The following is a 26,378-nucleotide window of genomic DNA, read 5'->3' as shown; positions in this document are numbered from 1 at the left end:
AATTTATGGTAGTATAAGGAAATTTAGGTAGTATTAGCCAAAGATCAGTAGAATACAGAAATGAATAAAATATTTAATGGAGTTAAATTTTTAAAAAAGAGCTTAAGGAGGTTCTATGCAAGCCATACACAATGATAAAAGCTTATTGAGTCCTTTCTCTGAGCTTAACACGGACAACAGGACTAAAAGAGAAGAATCGGGTAACGCCTTTAAAGAACAAAAAGGTGGGGAGTTTTCTAAACTCTTAAAACAATCTATCAATGAGCTTAACAACACTCAAGAGCAATCTGATAAAGCCTTAGCGGACATGGCGACAGGGCAAATCAAAGACTTGCACCAAGCGGCTATCGCCATAGGGAAGGCTGAAACGAGCATGAAACTCATGCTTGAAGTGCGCAACAAAGCGATTAGTGCTTATAAAGAGCTTTTAAGAACGCAGATCTAGTCTCTTAAGTGGCTTCTCTTTAAATGATCGCTTGGTCCTTTTTAAAGAGAGGGTTTGTTGTTGCTACACCCCATTTTAACAGATTTTACCATCAAAAATTCATGCTCTCATGCGTTGTGAAAAACCGAAGCTACGCCATTTTCAAGTAAGCGTTCATGGATAAAAATAACATTGACTCCCACTCCAACCCAGAGCGATTTTTAGAAACCCAAAAACACAAGGGTTCTGTTACGGCTTTAATCTTTTTATTGCTTTTTTTTATTTTTTTAATGGTGGCTTTTAAAAAAGCTTTTTTTGCCCAAGCCAACATGCCTAATCTAGTGATGAGCAAACAAGACACTGCGACTAGAGGGACTATCTATAGTCAAGACAACTACAGCCTGGCCGCTTCGCAAACCCTTTTCAAACTGGGCTTTGATACAAGGTTTTTAAACCCGGATAAAGAAGATTTTTTCATTGATTTTCTCTCTATTTATAGCAATATCCCTAAAAAGTCCTTAAAAGACGCCATCAATACGAAAGGCTACACGATTTTAGCTTACAATCTCACGCCCAATATGGCTGCTAACATTAGAGACTTGAATAAGAAATTTTTAGCCTTTGGGGTTTTTCAAAATTTCAAAGACGCGCACGATAAGGTGTGGCAAAAACAAGGGCTAAACATTGAAGTGAGCGGCGTTTCTAGGCATTACCCTTATCAAAATAGCCTAGAGCCAATCATTGGCTATGTGCAAAAACAAGAAGAAGACAAACTCACTTTAACTACCGGTAAAAAAGGCGTTGAAAAATCTCAAGATCACTTGCTTAAAGCCCAACAAAATGGCGTAAAAACAGGCAAAAGAGATGTGAGTTTTAACTTTATCCAAAACCACTCTTACACAGAGGTTGAGCGCCTTGATGGCTATGAGGTGTATTTGAGCATTCCTTTAAAACTCCAAAGAGAGATTGAAATCCTATTGGATAAAACTAAAGACAAACTCAAGGCTAAAGAAATCCTAGTGGGTATCATTAACCCTAAAAGCGGGGAAATCTTATCGCTGGCTTCAAGCAAGCGCTTCAATCCTAATGCGATTAAAACCAGCGATTATGAAAGCTTGAATTTGAGCGTTGCCGAAAAGGTTTTTGAGCCAGGCAGCACGATTAAACCCATTGTTTATTCCTTGCTGTTAGACAAGAATTTGATCAACCCCAAAGAACGCATTGATTTAAACCATGGCTATTACCAATTAGGAAAATACACCATTAAAGACGACTTTATCCCTAGTAAAAAAGCCGTTGTGGAAGACGTTTTGATCCAATCTAGCAATGTGGGCATGATAAAAATCAGTAAAAATCTCAACCCAGAGGATTTCTATAACGGGCTTTTAGGCTATGGATTTTCTCAAAAAACGGGCATTGATTTATCCTTAGAAGCCACAGGAAAGATCCCTCCTTTGTCTGCTTTCAAGCGTGAAGTGTTAAAGGGGAGCGTTTCTTATGGCTATGGGCTGAACGCGACTTTTTTGCAGCTTTTAAGGGCTTATGCGGTGTTTTCTAATGAAGGCAAATTGACTACCCCCTATTTAGTGCAACGAGAAACCGCCCCTAATGGCGATATTTACATCCCTAGCCCCAAACCCACTTTTCAAGTCATTAGCCCAAAAAGCGCTAGGAAAATGAAAGAAACCTTAATTAAAGTGGTGCGTTATGGCACAGGCAAAAACGCTCAATTTGAAGGGCTATACATAGGGGGAAAAACCGGCACGGCTAGGGTTGCTAAAAACGGGAGTTATAGCGCAGAGTCCTACAACAGCTCTTTTTTTGGGTTCGCTGAAGATGAAAGGCAGGTTTTTACTATCGGCGTGGTTATTTTAGGCTCGCATGGCAAGGAAGAATATTACGCTAGCAAGATTGCAGCCCCCATTTTTAAAGAAATCACCGAAATTCTAGTGCGTTACAATTATCTATCACCCTCTATTGCAATTCAAAACGCGCTCGAGAAAAACCGCTTTAAAATAAAATAAAAGGCTCTTTTTAACCCAAACTCCAAAGAAGAAGCTTTAGACTAACCATATATAATGTTGAATAAATGATTAAAGTTTTTTAATAGGTGTTTAGCTTTTTAAGATAGCAAAAACGGATTTTCAAAAGGAATAAATTTTATCAATAAGAATTTTTGAGCTTTTTAGGATTGTTTAAGCCAATTCAAAGGGATAAAAAAAGAGCGTTTTACTCCACTTAAAAGAGCACGAATTTAAAGATAGGGAAAACTTGTATCAAATTTGTTGGAATGGATACGAAAAAATCTGCTTAAATTAGATTGACTCTGTTTTTAAATCATAACCACCCATACCATGGCAAGCAAGGCTTGATGGCTTTTTAAGCTCAAAGATCAAACCATTATAATACCGCTCATTTATTCATAGGATAAACCTTATTATCGCATGGCTTCCTTGGGCGTTTATCGTTGTAATTCTCATTAAACAAATCCCTCGTTTTTTCATAATCTTTGGTTATGATTCCTGCCAATGGCAACAAGGTATGCAATAAATCATCGCTCATGAAAGGCTTGTGTAAAGCTTGTTCAAAACTTTTTACCATTTGGGAGTGTTTTTGTTTGAATGTATCGCTCATATAGATTAAAAATGGGATTTCTACGCTAGCATTTGAGCATTCATGGGTATTAAAGGCGCTTGATTCAAACATGTCATCGGCATGATCGCTTAGATAAATAACGAGACTATCCTTGTCTTTAAACAATTCAATCAAAGAATGCAAAACATAATCATTATAATAAATGCTGTTAATGTAATCGGTTACAACTTGCTTATCAGTATTGTTTGTAACCCGCAAAGACTTGTTTTTTGAAAAGTAAGAAGTGTTGTTGAGATTGAAGCTGGAAAATTCTTTAGGAAAGTGGTTTTTGTATTCAAAATGATTGCCAATCAAGTGAAAAACAACAAAATTTTTACGCTTTTTACTCTCTCTCTCTCTCTCTCGTTATTATAATACCGCTTGAAAAGAGCGGCCAAGTTTTCATCATAAGGTTTATCGTTTTCTATATAAGTATCAAAATGCTTAGCCACTTGATAATAGCTATTACCCCACATGAGTCCATAGCCTTGAGAAGTGATCCAAACGCTTTTGTAATCGGTCAGTTTAAGGATATGGGCTAGATTTTTATACTGATACCATGCTTTTTGGTTGAGATTATCCCTATTGGCGTAAGTTAAAAGCATGGTGAAACTTTTATCCGTATAAAAAGCCGGGCTGATCACATTATCAAACGCTAAAAGCGAACCTTTTTCTTTTAAAGCGCTTAAATAAGGGGTTGTAGGGGCTTGATAGCCATAAACACCCATAAAATTTCTGTTCAAACTCTCGCCAAAAACCAACACCACATTTTCAACACTCCCTGTATTTTTGACTAAGTAATCTTTAGGATAAGAAGCTTTCTCTAAAGCCTGACTGGAGTTGTGGCTCTCTCTCAAACTGCTAATATTCCTACCAAAATAATACGCTCCTTTAGCCAAAGCAATGTATTCCATTGTCCCATCAGCGTTCAACAGCGCTTCATCTTCTTTATATTTTTTGATGGTTTTTATAGCGTGTGGTGCTTCTACAATCAAAAATAAAACGCTTAAAATACTAGCCATTTTTAAAGGAATTGGTTTGTTAGGAACGAGACTGAATAGTTTTAGAGAACCTATAGCTATTAAAATAAACCCTATCACAAAATACCAATGCGGATAAACATAGGCATGGAGGAATTCTAAGCTCTCTTTATAATGCGTGGTGAATAAAATATTACCCAGCTCATTAGACAAAGGCAAATGAAAATAATACGAACCAAAAATATCTATACAGCTAAACACAATCCCTAAAACTAATATAAAACTTTTTAGGCTTTCTGTTACAAACCTGTTCTTAATAAAACTGATCGCATAATAAACAATAAAAAGCCACATAGAACTATACAAGAGCGCTTTAAAAATAAAACCAACGCTCACTGAAGAGAGAAAGCATGCTGAAAGCGCATTAAAAAGAATGAACACAAAAAATTTAGAATCTAAAATCATCAAACCACTCCATTAAGATATTAAAGTCAGCCCCACTTGAGCGAGTTTTCTCATATCAATTTCAATAAACCTTGATATAAGTTTTTTGTCGTCATGCCTAGAAAATGTGTTCCAATCATTCCCCTAATAAACGACTGACCATAAAAAGATTATAAGATACTCCCCCCTTTTTTTTCAATTCAATGCACTTCGCTCCAAACTTTTCTTTTCCATGCGTAAGCCAAGAACGACAGCACCGCAAAGAAAATCATGATCTTAATCCCTAAAGTATTCCTTTCATGCTTTTTCCTATCGCCCGCTTTTTCCAAATAAGAAATGACTTGTTTTTGAGCTTTTTCATTCAACCCCACTCTAGGCATAGCCGTGCCAGGCAAAAGCTTTTGCGGATCGTTAATAAAAATGTTCAAGCCATGTTCGCCCTTAGCCCTAATCATCATGGACAAATCAGGCGCATGAGAGCCTAAATAATTGGCTAAATCTTTAGGATCGCTAAAGGCCTTATCTTTAGCGTAATCCAAGCTATGGCACCTTTGACAGCTTTGTGCAAACACTTCCTTATCGCTCAAATTCTTAGGCAAAATAGAAGTGAGATACGCCACAATATCGCTCAAATCTTTATCGCTAAATTGAGAAAACGCCGGCATAGGATAGGGCCTTTCATCGTTGAATTTATGGCTCAATTTCGCCGTTTTCACGGGGTCTTTGATGAAGTGGGCTAAGAAATTCGCGTTCAAAACCCCCGCCACATGGCTTAAATCCGGTGGCACGACCCCAAAAGAGTTGCTCGCACTAAGGCTGTCCATAGGGGCTGGAATGTTTTGGGATTTAATGCCATGGCAAGCGGTGCAGTTTTCGGCTACAAGCTGTTTGCCCTTATTAGCGTCGCCATTTTTTAAATCCATCGGCTCTAAATCCTTGAAAGCAAAATCTGCCGGAGCGACTTTAGGGTGCATCACCGAATGCGCATAAGGCTCAACCCCATAATAAATCACGCCTACCACCACAATAAGGATGATTAAAATCTTAAATTCTTTCATCTAACACCCCCTTGTTTCTTGCTCTCAGCGATAGTGATAATGGGCAACACCACAAAGAAAAGGGCTAAGAAAGTGATTGAACCCGCTAAGCCAATGTATTTACCGATCCCAAGCGGAGGCAATTTACCATAGATCGTTAAAACAATCATATCAATGATTAAAAGCCAAAACCACACCATAAACGCCGGCCGTTTGTGCGCGGGAGCGACAACCGGGCTTCTGTCTAAAAAGGGCAGTAAGAAAAAGATCACTTGCGCCACGCCAAAAGCCATTAGCCCTAAATCAGCGCTAAAGAAAAAGCCCCTTAAGACTTCATAGCTCCATAAGAAATACCATTCAGGGTAAATGTGAGGCGGCGTTTTAAGGCTGTTAGCCCTTTCAAAGTTAATGGGATCCATCGCAAAATCGTAGTGGTAACACACCAAGTAAAAGAAAAAGACCATGAACGCGCAAACCACAAAAATATCTTTAGACAAGAACACCGGCCAAAAAGGAATGACTTTGGATTCTTTTTTCTTGCCTTCAATGAATTTTTTCTCTTCCAATTCAAAGTCAATTTCTTCGCCTTCTTGGTTATTGACATGCGGGATACGTAAAGAATAAAAATGCACCCCAACAAGTAGAATGATCGCAATGGGCAGTAAAAAGACATGGAGCATGAAAAAGCGCGTTAAAGTGGAATCCGCCACAACATAATTGCCCCTGATCCACTCCACCACATCAGCCCCAATAAAAGGAATGCCCCCAAATAAATTCGTGATAACCGCTGCGGCCCAATAGCTCATCTGCCCCCAAGGCAGCATATACCCGCTAAAGGCTTCCGCGCTAAAGACCACAAACAAAATCATCCCGCTAATCCAAATCATCTCACGGCCCTTTTTGTAAGAGCCATAATAGATGCCAACAAACATGTGGATATAAATGATGACAAAAATCATGCTCGCTGCCGTAGCATGCATGTGGCGCCAAAGCCAGCCATAAGCCACTTCTTGCATGATGGTGAAATTCACGCTATCAAACGCCATTTTCGCATCAGGCTTGTAATACATGAGCAAGAAAATCCCTGAGACCACAAGCACGCCAAAAAGGGTCAATAAAATCACCCCCATAGCCCATAAGAAATTGATGTTTTTTGGGATCCAATATTCTGTCATTAGCACTTTAACAAGCTTGTTAGTGCCAAGACGCATGTCCAGCCATTCGCCTAAATTCTTCGCTTTTTTTATCTCTGCCATGGAATTCTCCTTACGCTTTAGCCATCATTTTCTTGTATTCAGCCCCGGCTTCACCAAAAGTGATTTTAGTGCCTTCAATTTTAAAAGGCGGGATATCAAAAGGGCGTGGAGGGGGGGTGCCGGCAATATTCACGCCATCAGCAGTGAAACGCCCCCCATGGCATGGGCATAAAAAGCCTTTTTCTTCATCTTGATAAGTGGGGATACACCCTAAATGCGTGCAAATTTGAATGGCTGTGGTAAAAACGCTCTCGCCAATTTTAAAATCGCGCCTTTCATTAAAGCTCTCTTTTTTAGAATGCTTGAGGATATAGACCGGTTTCCCACGCCATTCCACCGTGGAAAACTGCCCTTCTTGCATGTTCGCCACATCTATGGTTGTAAAACCGGCTGAAACAACGCTTGGAAGCGGATCCCAAGTCTTTTTCATCGCTACCAGACTCGCTATAGCCCCTATAGCTGTAACGCTAGCAAGGCTCATTCCTAAAAAATCACGCCTTTGAATATCTGCCATGATTAAAAAACTCCTTAATGATAATTACCTTTTAACGACTAAAGGCATAGCAAATCCCTATTTTACAACAAACTCTCTTAATAATCTTTTTAAAATAACAAAATTAACGCTAAAATCAAACGCTTTTAACGCCGCTTTAAAGAAATTTGAGCGCGCAAATGTTTCAAAAGGGTTTCTAAAATATCGTTATCGTCTTTGCTTGGGGCTTTCAAGCTTTCTTTCTTTTCATCGCTATAAGTGATGGTGATGTTTTGATTGAAATTAGAAAGTTTGATGATGCCAAGCTGGTTGGCTAGAATTTTAAGCGTAATGATTTGCAAAAATTGAGCGCTCAAATCGTCTATTTTGCCAAACCTATCTTCTATTTCTTCATGGATTTGCCCCACCTCATCTACATTTTCACACAAACTCAAACGGCGATACAAATCCAACCTCAAACTATCGCTTGCAATGAGTTCAGGGTTTAAAAAAGCGCTCACGCCAAGTTGGATTTCTACGCTTTTTTCAAGCCTTTTCTTCCCCCCACTCAATTCATAAATCGCGTCTTCAAGCATGCGCGTATAGAGCGCATAGCCGATATTTTTAATATGCCCGCTCTGATCTTGCCCAAGCAAATTCCCGCCCCCCCTGATTTCTAAATCATGATAAGCGATACTCTCCCCACTGCCTAAATACGAATTTTTTTCTAAAGCGAGCAAGCGTTTTAAAGCCTGTTCATTCAAACTTTTTTGATCTTCTATAAGGAAATAGCAAAAGCCTTCTTTTTTACCTCTCCCCACACGCCCTCTTAATTGGTGCAAATCAGCCAGCCCAAAATTTTGTGCATTATCTATAATAATCGTGTTAGCGTTAGGCAAATGGATCCCTGATTCCACAATAGAAGTGCATAATAAAACCTGATAGTTCCCCTTAGCAAACTCTAGCATGATTTCTTCGCTCTCATTAGCGTTAATCTGGGAATGCAAAATAGCGATTTTGAGTTTAGGGATTAAACCTTCTAGCTTGGTTTTGACTTTTGAAATGCTAGCGATGTGGTTATGGGTGTAAAAAATTTGCCCGTTACGGCGTAATTCTCTATAAATAATCTCTTTTAAGAGTTCGTCATTCTTTTCTTTCAAAAAAGTGCGGCTGGGCTTTCTGTCTGTGGGCGGGGTTTTTAAAGAGCTAATGCCCTTAATTTGAGAGAGCGCCATATTTAGAGTGCGCGGGATAGGCGTAGCGGACATGCTTAAAAAATGCACGCTTTTACTCAATTCTTTTAAAGCTTCTTTTTGTTTCACGCCAAATTTATGCTCTTCATCCACCACCACTAAGCCCAAGTTTTTAAATTTCGCGCCTAAAATCGCATGCGTGCCTACAAGAACATCAACTAGCCCTAATTCCACCGCCTTTAAAAGCTTGTTTTTTTCGCTCGCATACCGATCCAAACGAGCCACTTTAACGCCAAAATTTTCAAAACGCGCCCTTAAAGTCTCAAAATGCTGGTGCGCTAATAAAGTAGTAGGCACGACTAGAGCGCTTTGAAAGCCGTTCAAAAACGCGCAAAAAATCGCATGCATCGCCACTTCTGTTTTCCCAAAACCCACATCCCCGCTCAAAAGTCTATCCATCACCCTGTGAGAGCTTAAATCCCTTGAAATTTCAGCGATGGCTTTTTCTTGATCGCTGGTGTATTCAAAACCCGCATGCGATTTAAAGACTTCCAACTCCGCTAAATGCACATCCATCTTTTTACCCAGGATCAAATTGCGTTCAGCCGCTAATTCAATGATCTTGCTTGCAATCTCTAAAAGCTTAGTCCTGACTTTAGCTTTTAGTTTGAGAAAGCTCCCTTTCCCTAGCCGGTCTTTAGCTGGCACGCTATCGCTTTGCGACACATAGCGAGCGATGAGATGCAAATTTTCTACCGGCAATAGCAGTTTGTCTTCGCCCAAATAAGCGATTTCTAAAAAATCCCTCTTGCTCCCTAAAACGCTGTGCTGGACTAATTGAGAAAACACGCCCACCCCATAATCATCATGCACCACCCATTCGCCCGCATTCAATTCGTTCAAAGCGAGCTTGGATTTTTGGCGTTTTTTCTTCCTTTCAAAGGAATTGAGCGAGATAAAAATCCCATCAGGGGTTTTAAAATTTAACACAAAGGGGGCGATGACGCATTCCATGCTGCTTTTTTCAAGCGTGCTTATCGCGTTGTCTAAAATCGTTTTATTGGGGGCTAGGAGCGTGATTTTATGATTTGAATGCAAAGCGATAAAACCTTCTAGGGCATGCGCATGGATTTCTAAATCTTCATAGCCTTGCACGTTTTCTAAAACCTTTAAAAATTTGAAACGCTCATAATCCAATTCGTTTAAGCTCGCTAATTCTTGAATTTCTTCTAAAGCTCTAGGGCTTATAACGCTTTTATAAACGCTTAGCAAGTCTTGTGCTTTTTCTCCTAAAAACCACAAACCAAAACTGGTCAAATCTTTAGAAAAGCTATTTAAGGGGCTTTGCTCCACTTTTGTTTTCAGATCCTTATAAGATGGTTCGTCTAAACTAAAAAGCGTGGGGGGGATTTCAATTTCTAACAAATCTTCTTTAAGGCTCATTTGAGTGGTGGGGTCAAATTCCTTAATGCTCTCACACTCCGTGTCAAAAAAACTCAAGCGATACGCTTTAGAATTGGGCGCATAAATATCCACAATATCCCCCCTAAAGCTCGCTTCGCCTTCCACTTCCACTAAGTCTAAAATTTCATAGCCATAATAAAAGAGCTTGTCTTTCAAATCCTTAAGGTTATATTTTTCTAAAAGAGTGATTTTAAAGCTCTCTAAAAGTTCTTTTTTAGGCAAAGGGTGTAATAAAGCGCTAATAGGGGCAATGATGATAACTTCTTGCTTGTTTTCTAAGGCCTGATAAAACTCCCTCAAACCCCCTAAAAGCTGTAAAAATTCTTCAAAAAACGAACGCAAATCGTCGTTTTTTTTAGCCCTAAACTCCGGGAAAAGAATGGTTTTGGTATTTGGCTTAAAATAGCTTATGACTTCTTTAGCGAGCTCGGACTCTTTAAAATCCTTACAAGCGAGTATTTGATAATCAAAGCCTTTGTTTAAGGCTCTATAAAGACTAGATTGGATCATTCCCTATTTATTTTCAATTTTCTTTTCTTGCTCATTGATTAACAACGCCCCCCCTTGAATATTCTTAGGGCGGGTTTCCCCAATCAAAATCCCCTTTCTTTCCACCACAAGCTCTTGGCTAGAGATTTTACCATCAAGGCGCCCTAAAGGCATGATTTCTACCACTTCCGCTTCCACCGTGCCAGTAAATTTGCCATTGACCACTAATTTATTAGCGAAAATCTCACCCACTACCGATCCGGTTTGCCCGATCACCACCGTGCTTTTAGAATGCACCACCCCTTCTAATTCGCCATCTATATGCAAATGGTAATCCAAATGAAGCTCCCCCTTTATTTTTGTGCCTTGAGCGATGATAGTCGCTGGTCCTGTTTTTGCATTAGCTGATTTATTATTGTTATCAAAGATTGCCATCTGATGCTCCTTTCTTTATTGAAAACTTCTTCAAAATTTTTCATGTTCCATTTGGTGAAACTCATGGGGTTTATGGGTTGATCTAAAAAACGCACTTCATAATGCAAATGCGGCCCTGTGCTCATCCCTGTATTACCACTATACCCAATCAACTGCCCTTTTTTGACAAATTCACCCGTTTTTACGATGATTTTATTCAAATGGGCGTAGTAGGTTTTAAAACCAAAAGGGTGGAAAACTTTAATCAAATTCCCATACCCCCCATTCCACCCCTTGCTCGCTAACCCCACTACCCCGCTTGCGCTCGCATACACAGGCGTGTTAATAGCGGTGCTCAAGTCAAGCCCGGTATGGTTGTGCAACACATGCAAAATAGGGTGGATTCTTTTATTGAAGGCGGCTGAAACGCGCCGATAGGATTCTAGCGGGTAGTCATTAGGTATAAGGCGCATGATAAAGCTTTTTTGAAGCCCGGTAATCCCAGCGACATCTAAGCGGCTGGAAAAATTACCCTCTTCTTTTTCTTCAGGTCTATTCACCCCCACCACTTCTTCTAAATCGTTGATGCGCTCCCCTGAAAGTTGCAAATCGTCTAAAAATTCATCCATTTGCAAAGAAAGTTTTTCATTCGTTTCTTTTTTTTTCTCAAATTCCTTAGTGATTAAGGCATGCTGCTTGTCAATGTTTTTAATCTCTTTATTTAAAACCAGTAGCGAAATGCCTAAAAACAATAAAGATCCCACAACGCTCAAAAGCGCATACAGACCAATTTGACGAAATAGTATATGAACATTAATGTAACGGCTCCCTTTAGAGTCCGTAACCATCACAATCAAACGCCTGTCTAAAAACACTAAAATCCTTACTGGCCTATGAGCGCATCTTTATCCACATGCTCTTGGAGCTGGACAATGTCTTCTAAAACCCAAAACAAATTCTTCCATTCAATAAATTTATTTTCTTCTAAAGCGCTTTGAAAATGATCTAAATCCCATGCTAGAAATTTTTGCGCGTCTAAAATTTTACCCAAAAAGCGCACTTCATAATGCAATTTTTCGCCGCCGCTATTACCGCTCTTCCCGCTATAGCCAATCAACTGCCCTTTTTGGATAAAGCTTTTGGGCTGCACATTGACATGATCTAAATGCGTGTAAATGGAGCTAAAACCAAACGCATGTTCAATGCGCACCAAGTTCCCATACCCCACATTAGAATTGGTCTTCACAAAATCCACAATCCCATCAGCGCTCGCATAAACAGGCGTGTTTAATGGCGCGATAAAATCAATCCCGGATTCAACGCCTTTAATTTTTTTAATGGGGTGGTTCCTTTCTTTGGTGGGTTTGATCGCGCTATAAGTTTTTAAGGGCATGCCATTAGGAATGAGCATGAGCACTAAATGTTTTTGAGCCAAATTCAAATTTTCTAAATCCACTTCATCATAAAGATGTACGCCCCCATTGGCCCCTCTTTTGATTTCAATCAAGGATTCCAACCCGCGAATCTTTTGCCCCACAATAAAAAGCTCTTCTCGCTTGTTTTTAATCTCTTTTGTCAAAGTGTAATTTTTTTGATACAAATCCCTAAAATCCCTTAAAACCACATTCCTCTCGCTTGTCATCGTATCCATTTTAGCGATTAAAAATTTTAAAAACCCTACGCCAAGCCCCACGATCAATAAAAGAATGACAACAGCAATGATGAGGTTGCGTTTTAAATTTTTAGAAAATTTGAGCTGTTTAGAGCCTGATTCATCAATGATGGTGATCACAAGCTGGTTTTGCGGCATCAATCCCTCTTCTTTGGATAGCGCTTATAAAAAGCGTTGGCTACCAGAAATGAGCCATACACCAAATAATTTTCATTTTCTTTCAGTTCTTCAAACAAAGCGTGTTCTAACCCTAAAGTTTCTAAAATCCCTTTAAGTTTTTCTAATTGGATAATTCTTTCATTATGCAATTCTAAAATCAAAACCTTTTTAATGACAGGCTTTAAAATTTCTAGCACCAAAAAAGCGTCTTTATCTTGATAGCAGTTATAAATCAAAACGATTGGAGCGTTAAAAACGCGTTTGATCTCTTCTTTTAAGGCTTTAGCGCTATGGGGGTTATGCCCCACATCTATTAAAATATTAGGGCTTAAAAGCTCGCAACGGCCGATTAAATTTAGGGGTTTTAGGTTTTTTAAAACTTCTTGTTTATTGCATGGCATAAGCGTTTCAAACGCTTTTAGAGCCACTTCTAAATTCATCGCTAAAAAATGGGCTAAATGGTGGCGTTCAATATAATCTCTCACTCCTTTTGAAATTTCATTTTGAACCACAATCAATTGCGCATGTTTTTCTTTGGCGATCTTTTGAGCCACATTTAAAACCAGTTCTTGTTGGGGAGCGATGATATTAAGAGGGCCCATCGCTTTTAATTTAGTAGTCGCAATGCTTTCTAAACTATCCCCTAAAAATTCCTTATGATCGTAATCAATGGGGGTGAAAACGCTTAGGGTTTTTTCTAAAGCGTTCGTGCTGTCAAACTCCCCCCCAAGCCCCGCTTCTAAAACCAAATAATCGCAATCTTTAGCGAGCATGACGGCTAGTAAGGTAGCGTATTCAAAATACGAGCAAGCGTTGCTGAAAGCGTGCGATTGCAATTGCTGGTGGGCGTTTTCTAAAACGCTTTCTTCAACAACAGAGCCATTCAAAAAAAAGCGCTCCCTAAATTCAAAAACATGAGGGGAGGTGAAATGCAACACTTTAAAATTTTGATCGGCTAATAAAAGGGTTAAAAACCGCCCCGTGCTGCCCTTACCATTAGTCCCTACCACATGAATGACTTTCGCTTGAATCTCAAAAAAAGCGTTTTTAAAATCTTTATAAATTTGAATGAAGCGGCTAGGGTCAAACTTATGGTATTCCTTAGGCTTTGTTTCTAAAAACGCCTTTAATCCATGGCTATTTTTCATTATTGAATTTCCCCTCATAAGCGATTTGAGCCACAAATTTAGTCAAAGTTTGTTCTACAGCCTGATTGATAGCGTAATAGCGGTTCTGGTAGGTGTTAAGGGGGTCTTGCAAATTCACAGCGTAATTATAATACCCGCTATTTTGAAAAGTCTTTTGTGTGCCTCTTTTGTTATCGTAGGTGTAATTCACAGACACAGTCGCGCGATAGAAAGTCGTAAAGCCTTCTTTATTTTGCGTGATGCTCGTATCGGTTACATTCGTGATTTCTATGATAATGATAGAATCCGCATCCTTTTCACTCGCTAAGCGGTTTTGGAAGCGTTGCACGACTAAACGATTCATCAAGTCTTTAAACTCTACAGAGTTTTCAGGGTTAGGCAAATTCACAATGAGTTTCACGTATACGCTATCGCCAAGCGCGTTTTGAGCGTAAGCGGCGATGGGCTTATACCCACAGCCCTTGAACCAAAACAACAAAATAAAAAAAAGTAAAGCCCTCATGCGACAACAAAATTAACAAGCTTATTAGGCACATAAATTTCTTTTTTAACGCTCGCCTTTTCTAAATATTTCTCTAATTCTTTTTTGGCCAAAACAATAATCTCTTCTTTGCTGGCGTTAATATTGACTTTCAATTCCGCACGCCTTTTGCCATTAATGGTAAGCCCTAAAGTCATAAAGTCTTCCATCAAAGCGCTTTCATCGATCGCTATAGGCTTAAAATTCTCCCTTTTAAAAAGCCTCTCGCTCAATTCCCATGCGGTGTGCGGGATAATAGGCTCTAAAATTTGCAACAACACAAAATAACCCTCGCATAAAATTTGCTCATTAGTTTGTGCACTCAAAGCGTTTAAAGCCTCCATGCAGCTTGCGATCAAAGTGTTAAACGCGTAAGCGCTTTCAGCCTTATTGAAAATTTCATGCGATTTTTTTAACGCTTCATAGACTTTTTTACGCCCTAGTTTTTGCGCTTCATTCAGGCCCACTCCTTTAAATTCAGGCTTAGAAGTGGTAGGGTTAATGGCGTTCGCTTTATCGTATAAGCGCTTGATAAACCGGTGCACGCCCTCTAAAGCGCTGTCATTCCATTCCAATTCTTTAGCCGGTGGGGCAGCAAAAAGGATAAAGAGCCTTGCAGCATCAGCCCCGTATTTTTTGAGTATCTCTTTAGGGCTAACGACATTGCCTTTAGATTTGCTCATCTTAGCGCCATCTTTTAAGACCATGCCTTGAGTGATAAGCTGTTTGAAAGGCTCATCTAAATGAAGATAGCCCAAATCCCTTAAAGCCTTAGTGAAAAAGCGCGCGTATAACAAGTGCAAAATCGCATGTTCAATGCCGCCAATATAAGTGTCCACTGGCATGAAATACTTCAAGTAATTTTGATCAAACGCTTGATTTTCACGCTGATTTTTGGGCGTGGTGTAGCACAAGAAATACCAACTGGACTGGATGAAAGTGTCCATGGTGTCTGTCTCTCTTAAAGCGTCTTTGTGGCATTTAGGGCATTGAGCGAATTTCCAACTCGCATGCTTTTCTAACGGATTGCCCTCCCCATCAATCACAATGTCTTCAGGTAAAGTTACCGGCAGTTGGGTTTCAGGCACAATCCCACAATTCTTGCAATGAATCATAGGAATGGGCGCTCCCCAATACCTTTGACGGCTCACTCCCCAATCTTGCAAGCGGTAGTTGATCACCCTTTTACCGAGGTTTTCTTTTTCAAAATAAGCGATGATTTTTTCTCTGGCCACTGAGCTAGAAAGATCGCTCCACTCCCCGCTATTTTTTAAAATCTCTTCTTTAGTGTGGGGCAAACTTTGAGAACTTTGAGTGATCACTTTAATAGGGATATGATACAGATTAGCGAATTCAAAATCCCTTTCATCGCAGGCTGGCACGCCCATTAACGCCCCAGAGCCATAATTGGCTAGGGCGAAATTAGCCACCCAAACCGGGATTTTTTGCTTCGTTAAAGGGTGGATAGCATAAATGCCTAAAAACGCCCCTTTTTTCTCTAAGGCTCTTTCTCTTTGAGTCGTGTTTAAAATCGCTTTAATGATCTTTGAATCTTCTTGGCTCACTTGCTTAATGGCATGCTCTACTAAAGGGTGTTCTGGGGCGATGGCGATGTAAGTTACGCCATAAATGGTGTCCGCTCTTGTGGTAAAAACTTCAATTTCTTGAATGTTGTTGCAAGCTTTCAAGCACTCATCAGCGATTTTAAAACCAAATTGCAACCCGCTAGATTTCCCTATCCAGTTTTTTTGCATGATTAGGACTTGAGAAGGCCAATGATCTTCTAAAATCTCTAAGTCTTTTAGCAATTCTTCAGCGTAATTTGTGATCTTCAAATAATATTGATAGAGTTCTTTTTGAATAACTTCTGTATCGCAGCGCCAACACCTCCCATCAATGACTTGTTCATTAGCTAAAACGGTTTTATCGTTAGGGCACCAATTGAGCATGGCTTTCTTGCGATAAATTAGCCCCTTTTCCCACAAGTCAATGAAAAATTGCTGTTCAAATTTCGTGTAATCCGGATCTGAAGTGGCAAATTCCCTGTTTTTAGAAAAAGAAAATCCTAAAGCTTCAAACTCTTTTTGCATGGCTTCAATATTTTCATAAGTCCAGGTTTTAGGGTGGATACCATGCTTAATGGCCGCATTTTCTGCAGGCATCCCAAAAGAATCAAACCCCATAGGGTGTAACACATTGTAATGGTGCAAACGATAATAACGCGCCAAAGCATCGCCAATGGTGTAATTGCGCACATGCCCCATGTGGATTTCCCCACTAGGATAAGGCAGCATGCTTAAAATGTATTTTTTAGGGAGATTAAAATCGTCTTTAGGTTCAAAACTCTTATTTTTCCACCAAAATTCTTGCCATTTTTTTTCTATATTGATAAAATCCATCACTACCCCTTAATCTGTTTCGCTCGTTACAACGCTTTCAATCAACAAAAAGATAAGGCTAAAAGCGTTGCTAATCAACGCCCCGATCATGAGCATGTAAGCGGTAACCAAATTGTTTAAAATCTGTAAAAACACAAACGCCGGTATGAGGTGCAACACGGTAGCTAAAGAGCTGGCCAACAGCTCTGAAGCGAAACGCTTGATCACCCCAATTTTGAGCGTAACAGAAATAAGGTTTAAAGCTAACGCTACAAACAACACCACCGTATTAGGCTCATACAAAAACCCTGCAATGGTGGTTAAAGAAATAAGGCTGAACAGCACATGAACGACCCGACCCCAATCCATAGAAACTCCTTAAACTTGACCGCCCTCATACAAACGGCGCATTTTTTCTTTCTCTTGAGCTTTTTTGATTTTTCTAGCCTCATTCTCATAATATTTACCCATATCAAAACCTAACAATAACGCTACTTTAGGGGCGATGAAAATAGAGCTATAAGTCCCTACAATCGTGCCTATTAGCATGGGCAATGAAAAGCCAATGATGATCTTACTCCCAAACACGCACAAAATCAACACCACAAAAAACACGGTTAAAGAAGTTAAAAGCGTGCGCGTGAGCGTGCTAGAAATGGCTTCATCAATGGCTTGAGTGGCATTTTTGGTTTTTTGAGAGAGCATCTCTTCTCTGATCCTATCAAAGATAATGATCGTATCATTAATAGAATACCCAATCAAGGTGAGTAAAGCCGCAATCACTTCCAAATTCATATCAATCTTAAAAACAATCACTGAGCTTGCCACTAAAATCACATCATGCATAAGTGCAATAACGCTCGCTAAAGCAAAACGCCATTCATAGCGGAAACTCACATAAACCATGATCGCCATTAACGCTAAAATCAGCGACAAAATGCCCTTTTCTTTCAATTCGCTCCCCACTCTAGGCCCCACGGTGTCAAATTTACGGATTTCAAAATCGCCACTGGGTTTTAGAATGTTAGCCACGATAGCGTTCAAATCTTCATTTTCAGCCGTTTCTACAAAAGGGAATTTGATTAAAATTTCTTCTTTAGAGCCAAATTCGCTCACTTGAACGCCCTTGAAGCGAGCTTCTTTTTCAAAAAGATCGCGCACTTCTTTAATAGGGGCGTTTTGAGTGTAACGCACCTGCACCAAACTCCCCCCCGCAAAATCAATCCCTAAAGAAAACCCTTTGAAAAACAAAAGCCCCAACGCTAGAAGCACCAAGATCGCTGAAACGATCACCCCATAATTGGAATAACGCATGAAGCTTAAGATTCTAACTTGTTTGAATAATTCCATAAAACCTCCTAAGCTCTTTTATTCACGCCAAACCAAAAGTAAAGGCTTTTTGTTTGGGCTAATTTAGGTAAAAGGGCTTGATAAATCCCTTGCGTGCCTATAATAGCGGTGATGATAGAGGCTAAAATCCCAATGCCTGTGGTTAGGGCAAAGCCTTTAATCGCTCCTGTGCCATAAGCGTATAACAACACTGAAGCGATCAAGGAAGTGATATTGGAATCAAAAATCGCTCTACTCGCATTGATATAGCCTAAATGGATCGCTTTAGCGATGCCCTCATTCTCTCTTAAGACTTCTCTAATGCGCTCGTTGATAATGATATTAGCATCCACGGCAATCCCCACGGTTAAGACAATCCCTGCCATTCCCGGTAAAGTCAGCGTCGCTCCAAAAATCGCCATGACCGCCACAATCAAAAAAAGATTGACCACTAACGCCATGCAAGCGATCACTCCCGCCATAGAGTAATAAAGCACCATAAAGCCCATCACTAAAATAAAGCCTCCAACTAGAGCGATAATGGAAGTTTTAATGCTATCTTTCCCTAAACTCGGGCCTACAATCCTTTTTTCTAAAACCTGAATGGGTGCACTCATCGCCCCACTCCTTAAAGCGATCGCTAAATCGCTCGCTTGAGCCACGCTAAAATTCCCGCTAATTTGCCCGCTCCCTCCGCCAATACGCTCCCTAATCACCGGGGCTGAATAGACCTTATTGTCTAAAACAATCGCCATGCGTTTACCCACATTCGCGCCTGAGAAATCCCCAAAAATCTTAGCCCCTTGCGCATCAAGCGTGAAGCTCACCACCGGCTGGTTGTTTTGATCATACACCACTTTAGCGTCCGTAAGCATTTCGCCATCTAAAATGGGGATCGCTTTGAGTAAGATTTTACCCCCCATTTCCACATCAGACAACAACACGCTGCCTAATTTTTGAGCCTCTAAATCCGTCATTTTCATCGCATCTTTATTGTGTTCTTCATCCACCGCCATCATCTGCAAATGAGCGGATCTTGAAATCAAGTCTTTAGCGCGCCGTTCTTCTTCTAAAGTCTTAATGCCGGGCAATTGCACCGAAATTTCTTCTTTACCTTGCTGAATGACTACAGGCTCTGCCAAACCAAATTGATCCAAGCGGTTACGGATGATCCCTATCACTTGCAAAATCGTGTTTTTACGCAATTCTTCTTGCTCTAAAGGGGTGAGCTTCACGCTATAAAACCCCGCTTCTTTTTTGATTTCAAACTGGCTATGGCCTTGCAATTCCAATAAAAGCGCGTCTAATTTTTTCGCTTCATCTTCATCTAAAAGCTCAAAACTGATCCCTTCTAAACTGGACTTAATGTCTTTAAGCAAGATATTTTGCTTTTTAGCGTTGTATTCTAAAGCGGACGCCAAGCTTAAATACTTGTTTTTTAAAGCCTCATCGGTTTGTACCCCTAAAAGCATGTTCAACCCCCCCTTAAATCCAAACCTAAAGTGATCTTAGGGCCTTTAGTTTCTAGTAAAGAAGGCACAGAAAACCCTACCCCTAAAAGAAGCGCGCAAATAAAAACGATTAAACGAGGGTTAAAAAGTTTCATTCAGTTGTTATTTGGCGTTGTTTCAAAGTTTTAGCACCGGATAATCTTGCCGAAATTTCTTCTCTGCCTTGCTGAATGACTATAGGCTCTGCCAAACCAAATTGATCCAATTCGTCTAATTTGAACGCTACATAGTTTTTAGAAAGTTTAGCGGTGGTGTCATCATTGAGCTTCACGCTAAAAAAATTCGCTTCCGCTTTAAGCACCTCAACGATGAACCCTCCTTGAGTGACAATTTTATCGCCCTTAGTCAAGCCCTCTATCATTTCTTTGTGCTTTTTTTGTTGCTGGCGTTGCGGGCGAACGATCAAAAAATAAAAAATAAGAAACAACACCACAAGGGGTAAAAGCGTCGTTAGAATGTCTTTAATTTGTCCCATTTAATTTCCTTAAAAGATGTTTTAATCTCAAATTATAGCATTTTTAGCTATTTCTTTAAAGTTACTCTCTTGTCTAGTGCGAATAAATACAAAGCCCCTATGATCCCAGAAATCAAAGATCCGAGCAAAATCGCAATCTTTGCCACTTCCATAGCGTCTTTATGCTCGCTCGTGAAAGCCAGATTAGAAATAAACATAGACATGGTAAAGCCAATCCCTGCTAAAAGCCCAGCCCCTAAAATATGCCACCAGCTGATGCCTTTAGGGCGTGCGGTGATTTTAAGCTTTTCGCCTATAAAAGTGATTAAGAAAATCCCTAAAGGCTTGCCCAAACAAAGCCCTAAAATAACCCCTAAAAGCACCTTATCCACTTCTAAATTGATGCTAGAATCAACGCTCACCCCAGCGTTTGCAAACGCGAATAAAGGCATGATGAAATACCCGCTAATGGGGGCTAAAAAATGCTCCAATCTTTCTAAGGGGCTTTGTAAAGCGCTCGCTTTTTCTTCAATAGAATGCAAGATTTCTTGCTGCTCTTTGGTCAAAAGCGCTCCTGAACTCGTTTCTGCGTATCGCTTGCCCAGTTCTAAAAGCTCTACATTTTTAGAATCTTTAGGGATTTTCACCGGTATCATAAAAGCTAGAATCACTGCAGCGATCGTCGCATGGATACCGCTTTGATGTACGCAAAACCAAAGCAACACCCCTAAAAGCAAGTAAGGGACGAGCGAGCGGGCATTCAAGCGGTTCAATACCGCCAAGATAAGAACCACCCCTAAAGCCCCTAAAAGCCATGCGAATTTTAAATTCGTGGTATAAAAGAGTGCGATCACCACAATAGCCCCCAAATCATCAGCCACCGCTAGAGTGATTAAAAAAACCTTTAAGGCGGTTGGCACCCTCTTGCCTAAAAGCATGATCACGCCTAAAGCGAACGCAATATCCGTCGCCATAGGGATCCCAAAACCATGCTGAGAGGGCGTGTTAGCGTTAAGGAAAAAATAAATCAATCCTGGAGCTATCATGCCCCCAAGAGCCGCAATCACAGGGAAAGAAGCTTTTTTGAAACTGGATAATTCCCCAAATAACAATTCTCGCTTGATCTCTAATCCTATCATTAAAAAGAATAACGCCATTAAGACATCATCAATCCAGTTGTGCAAACTAAAGCCGATAAAAAAATCCCCTATTTGAAACCCAAAAGGGGTGTGCCATAGTGCAAAATAACTTTCTTTTAAAAACGAATTAGCCACCACCATCGCTAAAACAGCGTTTAAAAAGAGGAAAATCCCTCCAAAAGACTCGCTTTTAATGAAGTTCTTAAGCGTCAAACTGAGCGCGTTTTCTGTTTTTTTGAGATTCATAGACAACCTTAAAATTTTAATTTCAAACCCATAATTTTTCAAGCAGTCTTTTATGAGCGTAAATAATGCCCGCTTGTATCTTAAAATGGGGGGCTTGAGTTTTTAAAAACTCAGCGTAATGAGACACTTGCGCTTTATGGCTTTGTTGGTAATTTTGAGAGCTTTTATAATCTAAAACATACAAATTTTGCCCCTTATCCCACAACAAAACATCAATCCTAGACACAACCCCCTGGAATAAAAAAGCCGCTTCGCCTTTTAAGGCATGATTTTTAAAAAGAGCTTGTATCTCTGCATCGTTTTCAAAAAGCTCTAAACTTTCTTCTAACGCCTGGTAATCCAAACCATAAAAACCATGATGGTAGTTTAAATATTCTAAAACGCTTTGTTTAGGAATGTTGTAAGCGTATTGGTATTCTAACCCCTTGTGCAAAGCGATACCAAAATTGATCGCTTCCTGGTCGTTATTCTTTTCATAATCGCTCTCTGGCTCTTCTTCTATCTCTTGGACTTGCTCGCCATAGGCATGGGGCTTGATGAGAGTGCTTGTAATTAAAGGCTCTTTTTGTGGAGAAATAACCGGCGTAATTTCTCCCTCTTCTAAAGGCGTAAGATCCAATTGTTCGCGCATTGTTTTGTTTTTGCTTTCTTTTTTGCTTTCTTTTTTGTCTTTGGCCACGACAATCAGCCCTAACTCAGCCCTAGTGAATGCGACATAATACACATTAATTTCTTCATGATCTTTAGCCGCTTCTTCTTTGTCTAAAGCCCTAGCGTAATCTTTATCCACGACCTCACGATTTTTCATTCTGTAATAAAGGCGAATAAGCTCTGCGCCATTATATTCTTCAAGGAGTTGATTGGAGTGATTTGAATTAGGATTGCCCAAGCGTTCGCACACGATCACATAAGGGAATTGCATGCCTTTAGATTTGTGGATGGTCATGATCTGTGCGCCTTTTGAATGGGAAGAAGCGATCGCTTTAGCCTCTAATTTTTCTAAAAATCCATCGGCGTCTTCGCACTCAACCGCCAATTCCAAGCAGCTTTGTGCAGGCTCTCCATAAAGCTCAAACAATTCCATCACCTTCCACACAAAGCTTGCCACGCTCTCTTTTTTGGGGTTAAAACTGGGTAGAACGATCGCATCATCATGCAAGTATCCAGCGAGTTTTAAAACGCTGTGCTTGTAAAAGGGCTTGTAAGATTCTTCAGCTAGAGCGTATTTTAAAGCGTTCTTAATGATTTTAGATTCTACAAATTGAGACAATTTTGCGCTAGATTCCGTGCTTGGGCAAATTTCGCTCAAACGCTCTTGCAAATAATTTTTGATTTCTAAAGCGTCCTTATTGGTGGCGCATAAAATGGTAATGTCTTTAGGCTCAATATGATGTTCTAAAAGGTTTTGAGCTTCTTGTAAGATTTGTTCTAATAGCAATTCTCTTTCATCAGCCACTAAAGAAACTTTAACATAGCCGTCTGTAACATGTTTATTTGGAGAAGTTTTAGGGTATTTTTGCTCCAAATAAGCGGTGGGGGAATTTTGATAAGCCTTTTTAAAAATGGTGTTCACATAATTAATGATTAAAGGCGCACTGCGGTGGTTGAATTGTAAATTATCGTGGTAAAAATCCTTAGAAACGCTTTCAAACAAAGAACTAAAACTCCCCCTAAAGGCATAAATGCTCTGCTTGACATCGCCCACAAAAAACACGCTCCTGTGCCATTTTGCTTGCCCTATCCCGGCTTTAATTTCATCAATAAAAGGGGCTAAAATCTTATAATCGTTCAAACTCGTGTCTTGAAATTCATCAATCAAAATGTGCGCAATCTTGCTGTCCAACCTGAAATAAAAAAACTCCGCCGGCATTTCTTCATAACCATTCAATAAGACATGGACTTTATCTTTAATCGCATCAAAATCCAGGGCTTGGATTTTAGAAGTGGCGTTATCATAAAGTTGGATGAATTTAGGGAATTTTTTAAATATTGCGGTTTCTTTGGCTTCATAATAGCGTTTTAAATCGTTTTCAATCTCTTCGCATTCGCTCTCTAAAGTGGGGATTTCACTTTTAAGTTTTTTGAAAGATTGATATTCGCTCTTTTTTTCAAGCCAGGTTAAAGAGCTGTTTAAAAATCCCCTAAAACTATCGCATTTAATGGCTGTTTTAGCCCTATCTGACGCTGTTTCTATGCTTTGAATTTGATTATTTAAGCTTCTTAGTTTTTCCAAAAAACCCTCTTCATCAAATGCAGGCTCTTTCTTATTAGGATCAAATAAGTAGAGCTTGTTTTTTAAAAAACGCAACCGCTCTAAAATAGAATCGCTTGTGTAATTATCATAACTTAAGCATTGAGCGATAAAAATGCTCAATTCTTCAAGCTGTTCATTATTTAAAGCGCTCAAAAAACTCGCATTGAGCTGTTGTTGGTGCGCTTTTGTGTCTTCATTGACTTCAAAATTCGCGCTCAACCCCACAAACCAGCAAAATTTCCTTAAAATGCTTTGGAAAAACGCGTCAATGGTGCTGATTCTGATTTCGGCGTTTAAAAAGCGTTGGTAGATTTTTGGAGCGCTATTTCGCACCAAACTAGGGTCTAAATGGTATTTTTCTTCTAATTCTTTTAAGATATTTTGGGATTTTTCTTTTTCTTCGCTCTCAAGGTTTTCTTTTTGCAAAATTTTTAAATAGTCTAAAATGCGCTCTTTCATTTCGGCGGTGGCTTTTTTAGTGAAAGTGAGCGTTAAAATCTCACTAGGATTAGCCCCCTTAAACAATAGGGCTAAAAACCGCACGCTCAAAGCGAAAGTCTTCCCGCTTCCTGCTGAAGCCTTTAAAGCCATGCATTGTCTTTTTGTGTCCATTAGATCTATCCTAAAATTCTATTTTGCCTTTATTATAACCTAAAAGCCTTTTTTGCTTAAGCTAAAAAACCCTAATCTTTTGCTATAATCATAGGGTTTTGTCGTTTTTCTATCATTTTATAGGAATCAAAGGCAAAGACAGCGTCAAATTCACACATGCTAATCCTTGTATTTAGGTGTTCTTAAGAAATTTAAGAATCAAATGAGCATGGAGGAAGAGAACCAAAATAACTTTAAGGAGAATATTCTCATGGTAACCATGAAAGATTTATTAGAATGCGGTGTGCATTTTGGACACCAAACAAGGCGTTGGAACCCTAAAACCAAGAAATTCATTTTTGGCGTTAGGAAAAATATCCATATTATTGATTTGCAAAAAACTTTGCGCTATTTTAGATACACTTATAACATCGTGCGCGATGCGAGCGCTCAAGGCAAGAGCATCATGTTTGTAGGCACTAAAAAACAAGCCAATGAAACTTTGAAAGAATTTGCTGAAAGCATTCAAGTCCCTTATGTCAATTACCGCTGGCTTGGTGGCATGCTGACTAATTTTAGCACCATTAGAAAATCGGTGAGAAAATTAGAAATCATTGAAGAAATGGAAAATAGCGGTCAAATTGATCTATTGACTAAAAAAGAAAAACTCATGATTTTAAGGAAAAAAGAAAAGCTGGATAAATATCTTGGCGGGGTGCGCCACATGAAAAAAATCCCTGATATGATTTTTGTAATTGATGTGGCTAAAGAAAAAATCGCTGTCGCTGAAGCAAGAAAACTCCATATCCCTATCGTGGCTCCCTTAGACACCAACTGCGATCCTGATTTAGTGGATTACCCCATTCCTGGAAATGACGATGCGATCCGCTCTATTAGGCTATTTTGTAAAGAAATGAGCGAAGCGATTTTAGAGGGGCGAGAACTCATGCAAGAAGAAATCGTCCATGCGGATGAAAATAGCGAAGAGATAGAGTTTGTGAGCAATGAAGAAAAAGAAGAAATGCTCGCTGAAATCCAAAAAGAAATCACTCAAGGAGCCGAATAATGTCAGGAATTAGCGCTCAATTAGTCAAAAAATTAAGGGACTTAACCGATGCGGGCATGATGGATTGCAAAAAAGCCCTTGTGGAAGTGGCTGGGGATTTGCAAAAGGCCATTGATTTCTTGCGTGAAAAAGGCTTGAGTAAAGCCGCTAAAAAAGCCGATAGGATCGCTGCTGAGGGCGTAGTCGCTTTAGAAGTAGCGCCTGATTTTAAAAGCGCAATGATGGTAGAAATCAATAGCGAAACGGATTTTGTGGCTAAAAATGAGGGCTTTAAGGAATTGGTTAAAAAAACTTTAGAAACGATCAAAGCCCACCATATTCATACCCCAGAAGAACTGCTTAAAAGCCCGTTAGACAACAAGCCTTTTGAAGAATATTTGCACTCTCAAATCGCTGTGATTGGTGAAAACATTTTAGTGAGGAAAATCGCTCATTTAAAAGCCCCTAGCTCTCATATCATCAATGGCTATGCGCATTCTAACGCCAGAGTGGGCGTGTTAATCGGTATAAAATACAATAATGAGAAAAACGCTCCAAAAGTGGTTGAACTGGCCCGAAACATCGCTATGCATGCCGCAGCGATGAAACCTCAAGTATTAGATTGCAAAGACTTTAGCCTTGATTTTGTCAAAAAAGAAACTTTAGCCTTGATCGCTGAAATTGAAAAAGACAATGAAGAGGCTAAACGTTTGGGCAAACCTTTGAAAAACATCCCCACTTTTGGGAGCCGCATTGAATTGAGCGATGAAGTTTTAGCACACCAAAAAAAAGCTTTTGAAGACGAATTAAAAGCGCAAGGCAAGCCTGAAAAAATCTGGGATAAAATCGTTCCTGGAAAAATGGAAAGATTCATCGCTGATAACACCCTTATTGATCAACGCCTGACCCTTTTAGGGCAATTCTATGTCATGGACGATAAAAAAACTATCGCTCAAGTCATCGCTGATTGTTCCAAAGAGTGGGATGATGATTTAAAAATCACTGAGTATGTGCGTTTTGAATTGGGCGAAGGCATTGAGAAAAAGGCAGAGAATTTCGCTGAAGAAGTGGCTTTGCAAATGAAGTGAGATTTTAGCAAACAACCTTTAAAGGTTGTTTCTTCTA

Annotated in this window: 22 protein-coding genes and 1 pseudogene; 5 read left to right on the top strand and 18 right to left on the bottom strand. The window is 39.6% G+C overall.

Annotated elements, in window-relative coordinates; all coding sequences use genetic code 11:
• Nucleotides 1-115 precede the first annotated feature (115 nt).
• Genes fliE through HG567_RS07550 form a run of 3 tightly spaced genes read left to right on the top strand, consistent with a single transcriptional unit; the run spans nt 116 to nt 2,448 of the window.
• Nucleotides 116-445, top strand: a complete 330-nt coding sequence (gene fliE / locus HG567_RS07560) for a flagellar hook-basal body complex protein FliE (protein WP_001147916.1) — start codon at nt 116-118, stop codon at nt 443-445.
• 23 nt (nt 446-468) lie between these two features.
• Nucleotides 469-594 (top strand): hypothetical protein, encoded by a 126-nt coding sequence (locus HG567_RS07555; protein ID WP_001873610.1) that lies wholly within the window; start codon nt 469-471, stop codon nt 592-594.
• A gap of 6 nt (nt 595-600) precedes the next feature.
• A complete protein-coding gene (locus tag HG567_RS07550; protein WP_202139701.1) occupies nt 601-2,448 on the top strand; it encodes a peptidoglycan D,D-transpeptidase FtsI family protein in 1,848 nt (615 codons plus the stop codon).
• A gap of 388 nt (nt 2,449-2,836) precedes the next feature.
• Here the strand turns inward: HG567_RS07550 and HG567_RS07915 are convergent, their stop codons facing one another.
• The 18 genes and pseudogenes from HG567_RS07915 to HG567_RS07455 form a co-directional block, all read right to left on the bottom strand.
• Complete coding sequence (locus HG567_RS07915) at nt 2,837-3,373, bottom strand: sulfatase-like hydrolase/transferase (RefSeq protein ID WP_202139700.1); 537 nt, start codon at nt 3,371-3,373, stop codon at nt 2,837-2,839.
• Entirely contained in the window at nt 3,370-4,503 is a 1,134-nt protein-coding gene (locus HG567_RS07910) for a sulfatase-like hydrolase/transferase (protein ID WP_202163814.1), read from the bottom strand. The genes HG567_RS07915 and HG567_RS07910 overlap by 4 nt, the downstream gene beginning before the upstream one ends.
• A gap of 179 nt (nt 4,504-4,682) precedes the next feature.
• Nucleotides 4,683-5,540, bottom strand: a complete 858-nt coding sequence (locus tag HG567_RS07535; RefSeq protein WP_202139698.1) for a cytochrome c1 — start codon at nt 5,538-5,540, stop codon at nt 4,683-4,685.
• Nucleotides 5,537-6,775 carry a cytochrome b gene (locus HG567_RS07530; protein WP_000807885.1) on the bottom strand — a complete coding sequence of 413 codons (1,239 nt, stop codon included), beginning with the start codon at nt 6,773-6,775 and terminating at the stop codon, nt 5,537-5,539. The genes HG567_RS07535 and HG567_RS07530 overlap by 4 nt, the downstream gene beginning before the upstream one ends.
• 10 nt (nt 6,776-6,785) lie before the next feature.
• Nucleotides 6,786-7,289 carry a ubiquinol-cytochrome c reductase iron-sulfur subunit gene (locus HG567_RS07525; RefSeq protein WP_108242742.1) on the bottom strand — a complete coding sequence of 168 codons (504 nt, stop codon included), beginning with the start codon at nt 7,287-7,289 and terminating at the stop codon, nt 6,786-6,788.
• Between the two features lie 125 nt (nt 7,290-7,414).
• The gene (gene mfd, locus HG567_RS07520; protein WP_202163813.1) at nt 7,415-10,414 is read right to left on the bottom strand and encodes a transcription-repair coupling factor; all 3,000 of its coding nucleotides are present in this window, start codon (nt 10,412-10,414) and stop codon (nt 7,415-7,417) included.
• Between the two features lie 3 nt (nt 10,415-10,417).
• Nucleotides 10,418-10,828 carry a bactofilin family protein gene (locus tag HG567_RS07515; RefSeq protein WP_000963936.1) on the bottom strand — a complete coding sequence of 137 codons (411 nt, stop codon included), beginning with the start codon at nt 10,826-10,828 and terminating at the stop codon, nt 10,418-10,420.
• Nucleotides 10,747-11,682, bottom strand: coding sequence for a peptidoglycan DD-metalloendopeptidase Csd1 (gene csd1, locus HG567_RS07510; protein WP_015086460.1), 936 nt, complete (start codon nt 11,680-11,682; stop codon nt 10,747-10,749). The genes HG567_RS07515 and csd1 overlap by 82 nt, the downstream gene beginning before the upstream one ends.
• Before the next feature lie 8 nt (nt 11,683-11,690).
• Nucleotides 11,691-12,617, bottom strand: coding sequence for a M23B family cell shape-determining DD-metalloendopeptidase Csd2 (csd2, locus tag HG567_RS07505; protein ID WP_202139696.1), 927 nt, complete (start codon nt 12,615-12,617; stop codon nt 11,691-11,693).
• Complete coding sequence (locus HG567_RS07500) at nt 12,617-13,786, bottom strand: bifunctional folylpolyglutamate synthase/dihydrofolate synthase (protein WP_202163812.1); 1,170 nt, start codon at nt 13,784-13,786, stop codon at nt 12,617-12,619. The genes csd2 and HG567_RS07500 overlap by 1 nt, the downstream gene beginning before the upstream one ends.
• On the bottom strand, nt 13,776-14,288 hold the full coding sequence (lptE, locus tag HG567_RS07495; protein ID WP_001202102.1) for an LPS assembly lipoprotein LptE: 513 nt from the start codon (nt 14,286-14,288) through the stop codon (nt 13,776-13,778). Before lptE ends, HG567_RS07500 begins: the two co-directional genes overlap by 11 nt.
• Nucleotides 14,285-16,705: a leucine--tRNA ligase gene (gene leuS / locus HG567_RS07490; protein WP_202139694.1), complete on the bottom strand. Its 2,421-nt coding sequence runs from the start codon at nt 16,703-16,705 to the stop codon at nt 14,285-14,287. The genes lptE and leuS overlap by 4 nt, the downstream gene beginning before the upstream one ends.
• Nucleotides 16,706-16,714: 9 nt before the next feature.
• The gene (locus HG567_RS07485; protein WP_000383778.1) at nt 16,715-17,053 is read right to left on the bottom strand and encodes a DUF6394 family protein; all 339 of its coding nucleotides are present in this window, start codon (nt 17,051-17,053) and stop codon (nt 16,715-16,717) included.
• A gap of 9 nt (nt 17,054-17,062) precedes the next feature.
• Nucleotides 17,063-18,034: a protein translocase subunit SecF gene (gene secF, locus HG567_RS07480; protein ID WP_197305193.1), complete on the bottom strand. Its 972-nt coding sequence runs from the start codon at nt 18,032-18,034 to the stop codon at nt 17,063-17,065.
• A gap of 8 nt (nt 18,035-18,042) precedes the next feature.
• Nucleotides 18,043-19,619 (bottom strand): annotated as a pseudogene (secD, locus tag HG567_RS07475) (protein translocase subunit SecD).
• On the bottom strand, nt 19,616-19,999 hold the full coding sequence (gene yajC / locus HG567_RS07465) for a preprotein translocase subunit YajC (RefSeq protein ID WP_001921484.1): 384 nt from the start codon (nt 19,997-19,999) through the stop codon (nt 19,616-19,618). The pseudogene secD and the gene yajC overlap by 4 nt, the downstream one beginning before the upstream one ends.
• 47 nt (nt 20,000-20,046) lie before the next feature.
• Entirely contained in the window at nt 20,047-21,363 is a 1,317-nt protein-coding gene (gene nhaA / locus HG567_RS07460; RefSeq protein ID WP_202139692.1) for a sodium/proton antiporter NhaA, read from the bottom strand.
• Nucleotides 21,364-21,385: 22 nt separating this feature from the next.
• Nucleotides 21,386-24,229, bottom strand: a complete 2,844-nt coding sequence (locus tag HG567_RS07455) for a RecB-like helicase (RefSeq protein WP_202163810.1) — start codon at nt 24,227-24,229, stop codon at nt 21,386-21,388.
• A gap of 250 nt (nt 24,230-24,479) precedes the next feature.
• Here HG567_RS07455 and rpsB point away from each other — a divergent pair, with 250 nt between their 5' ends.
• The gene (gene rpsB, locus HG567_RS07450; protein WP_000258276.1) at nt 24,480-25,274 is read left to right on the top strand and encodes a 30S ribosomal protein S2; all 795 of its coding nucleotides are present in this window, start codon (nt 24,480-24,482) and stop codon (nt 25,272-25,274) included.
• On the top strand, nt 25,274-26,341 hold the full coding sequence (gene tsf / locus HG567_RS07445) for a translation elongation factor Ts (protein WP_202139690.1): 1,068 nt from the start codon (nt 25,274-25,276) through the stop codon (nt 26,339-26,341). The genes rpsB and tsf overlap by 1 nt, the downstream gene beginning before the upstream one ends.
• Nucleotides 26,342-26,378 lie beyond the last annotated feature (37 nt).

The organism is Helicobacter pylori (assembly GCF_016755635.1).
GTDB lineage: Bacteria > Campylobacterota > Campylobacteria > Campylobacterales > Helicobacteraceae > Helicobacter > Helicobacter pylori_CQ.
Note: the sequence above shows the minus strand (reverse complement) of the source record. Positions and strands in the feature narration are given on the sequence as shown.

What these genes read in the sequence shown, in the direction of transcription:
- HG567_RS07455 (WP_202163810.1), bottom strand. Translation starts at nt 24,229, where the DNA reads ATGGACACAAAAAGACAATGCATGGCTTTAAAGGCTTCAGCAGGAAGC.
- HG567_RS07515 (WP_000963936.1), bottom strand. Translation starts at nt 10,828, where the DNA reads ATGGCAATCTTTGATAACAATAATAAATCAGCTAATGCAAAAACAGGA.
- rpsB (WP_000258276.1), top strand. Translation starts at nt 24,480, where the DNA reads ATGGTAACCATGAAAGATTTATTAGAATGCGGTGTGCATTTTGGACAC.
- HG567_RS07910 (WP_202163814.1), bottom strand. Translation starts at nt 4,503, where the DNA reads ATGATTTTAGATTCTAAATTTTTTGTGTTCATTCTTTTTAATGCGCTT.
- leuS (WP_202139694.1), bottom strand. Translation starts at nt 16,705, where the DNA reads ATGGATTTTATCAATATAGAAAAAAAATGGCAAGAATTTTGGTGGAAA.
- HG567_RS07500 (WP_202163812.1), bottom strand. Translation starts at nt 13,786, where the DNA reads ATGAAAAATAGCCATGGATTAAAGGCGTTTTTAGAAACAAAGCCTAAG.
- HG567_RS07525 (WP_108242742.1), bottom strand. Translation starts at nt 7,289, where the DNA reads ATGGCAGATATTCAAAGGCGTGATTTTTTAGGAATGAGCCTTGCTAGC.
- nhaA (WP_202139692.1), bottom strand. Translation starts at nt 21,363, where the DNA reads ATGAATCTCAAAAAAACAGAAAACGCGCTCAGTTTGACGCTTAAGAAC.
- tsf (WP_202139690.1), top strand. Translation starts at nt 25,274, where the DNA reads ATGTCAGGAATTAGCGCTCAATTAGTCAAAAAATTAAGGGACTTAACC.
- HG567_RS07555 (WP_001873610.1), top strand. Translation starts at nt 469, where the DNA reads ATGATCGCTTGGTCCTTTTTAAAGAGAGGGTTTGTTGTTGCTACACCC.
- secF (WP_197305193.1), bottom strand. Translation starts at nt 18,034, where the DNA reads ATGGAATTATTCAAACAAGTTAGAATCTTAAGCTTCATGCGTTATTCC.
- HG567_RS07530 (WP_000807885.1), bottom strand. Translation starts at nt 6,775, where the DNA reads ATGGCAGAGATAAAAAAAGCGAAGAATTTAGGCGAATGGCTGGACATG.
- fliE (WP_001147916.1), top strand. Translation starts at nt 116, where the DNA reads ATGCAAGCCATACACAATGATAAAAGCTTATTGAGTCCTTTCTCTGAG.
- lptE (WP_001202102.1), bottom strand. Translation starts at nt 14,288, where the DNA reads ATGAGGGCTTTACTTTTTTTTATTTTGTTGTTTTGGTTCAAGGGCTGT.
- yajC (WP_001921484.1), bottom strand. Translation starts at nt 19,999, where the DNA reads ATGGGACAAATTAAAGACATTCTAACGACGCTTTTACCCCTTGTGGTG.
- mfd (WP_202163813.1), bottom strand. Translation starts at nt 10,414, where the DNA reads ATGATCCAATCTAGTCTTTATAGAGCCTTAAACAAAGGCTTTGATTAT.
- HG567_RS07535 (WP_202139698.1), bottom strand. Translation starts at nt 5,540, where the DNA reads ATGAAAGAATTTAAGATTTTAATCATCCTTATTGTGGTGGTAGGCGTG.
- HG567_RS07485 (WP_000383778.1), bottom strand. Translation starts at nt 17,053, where the DNA reads ATGGATTGGGGTCGGGTCGTTCATGTGCTGTTCAGCCTTATTTCTTTA.
- HG567_RS07550 (WP_202139701.1), top strand. Translation starts at nt 601, where the DNA reads ATGGATAAAAATAACATTGACTCCCACTCCAACCCAGAGCGATTTTTA.
- csd2 (WP_202139696.1), bottom strand. Translation starts at nt 12,617, where the DNA reads ATGCCGCAAAACCAGCTTGTGATCACCATCATTGATGAATCAGGCTCT.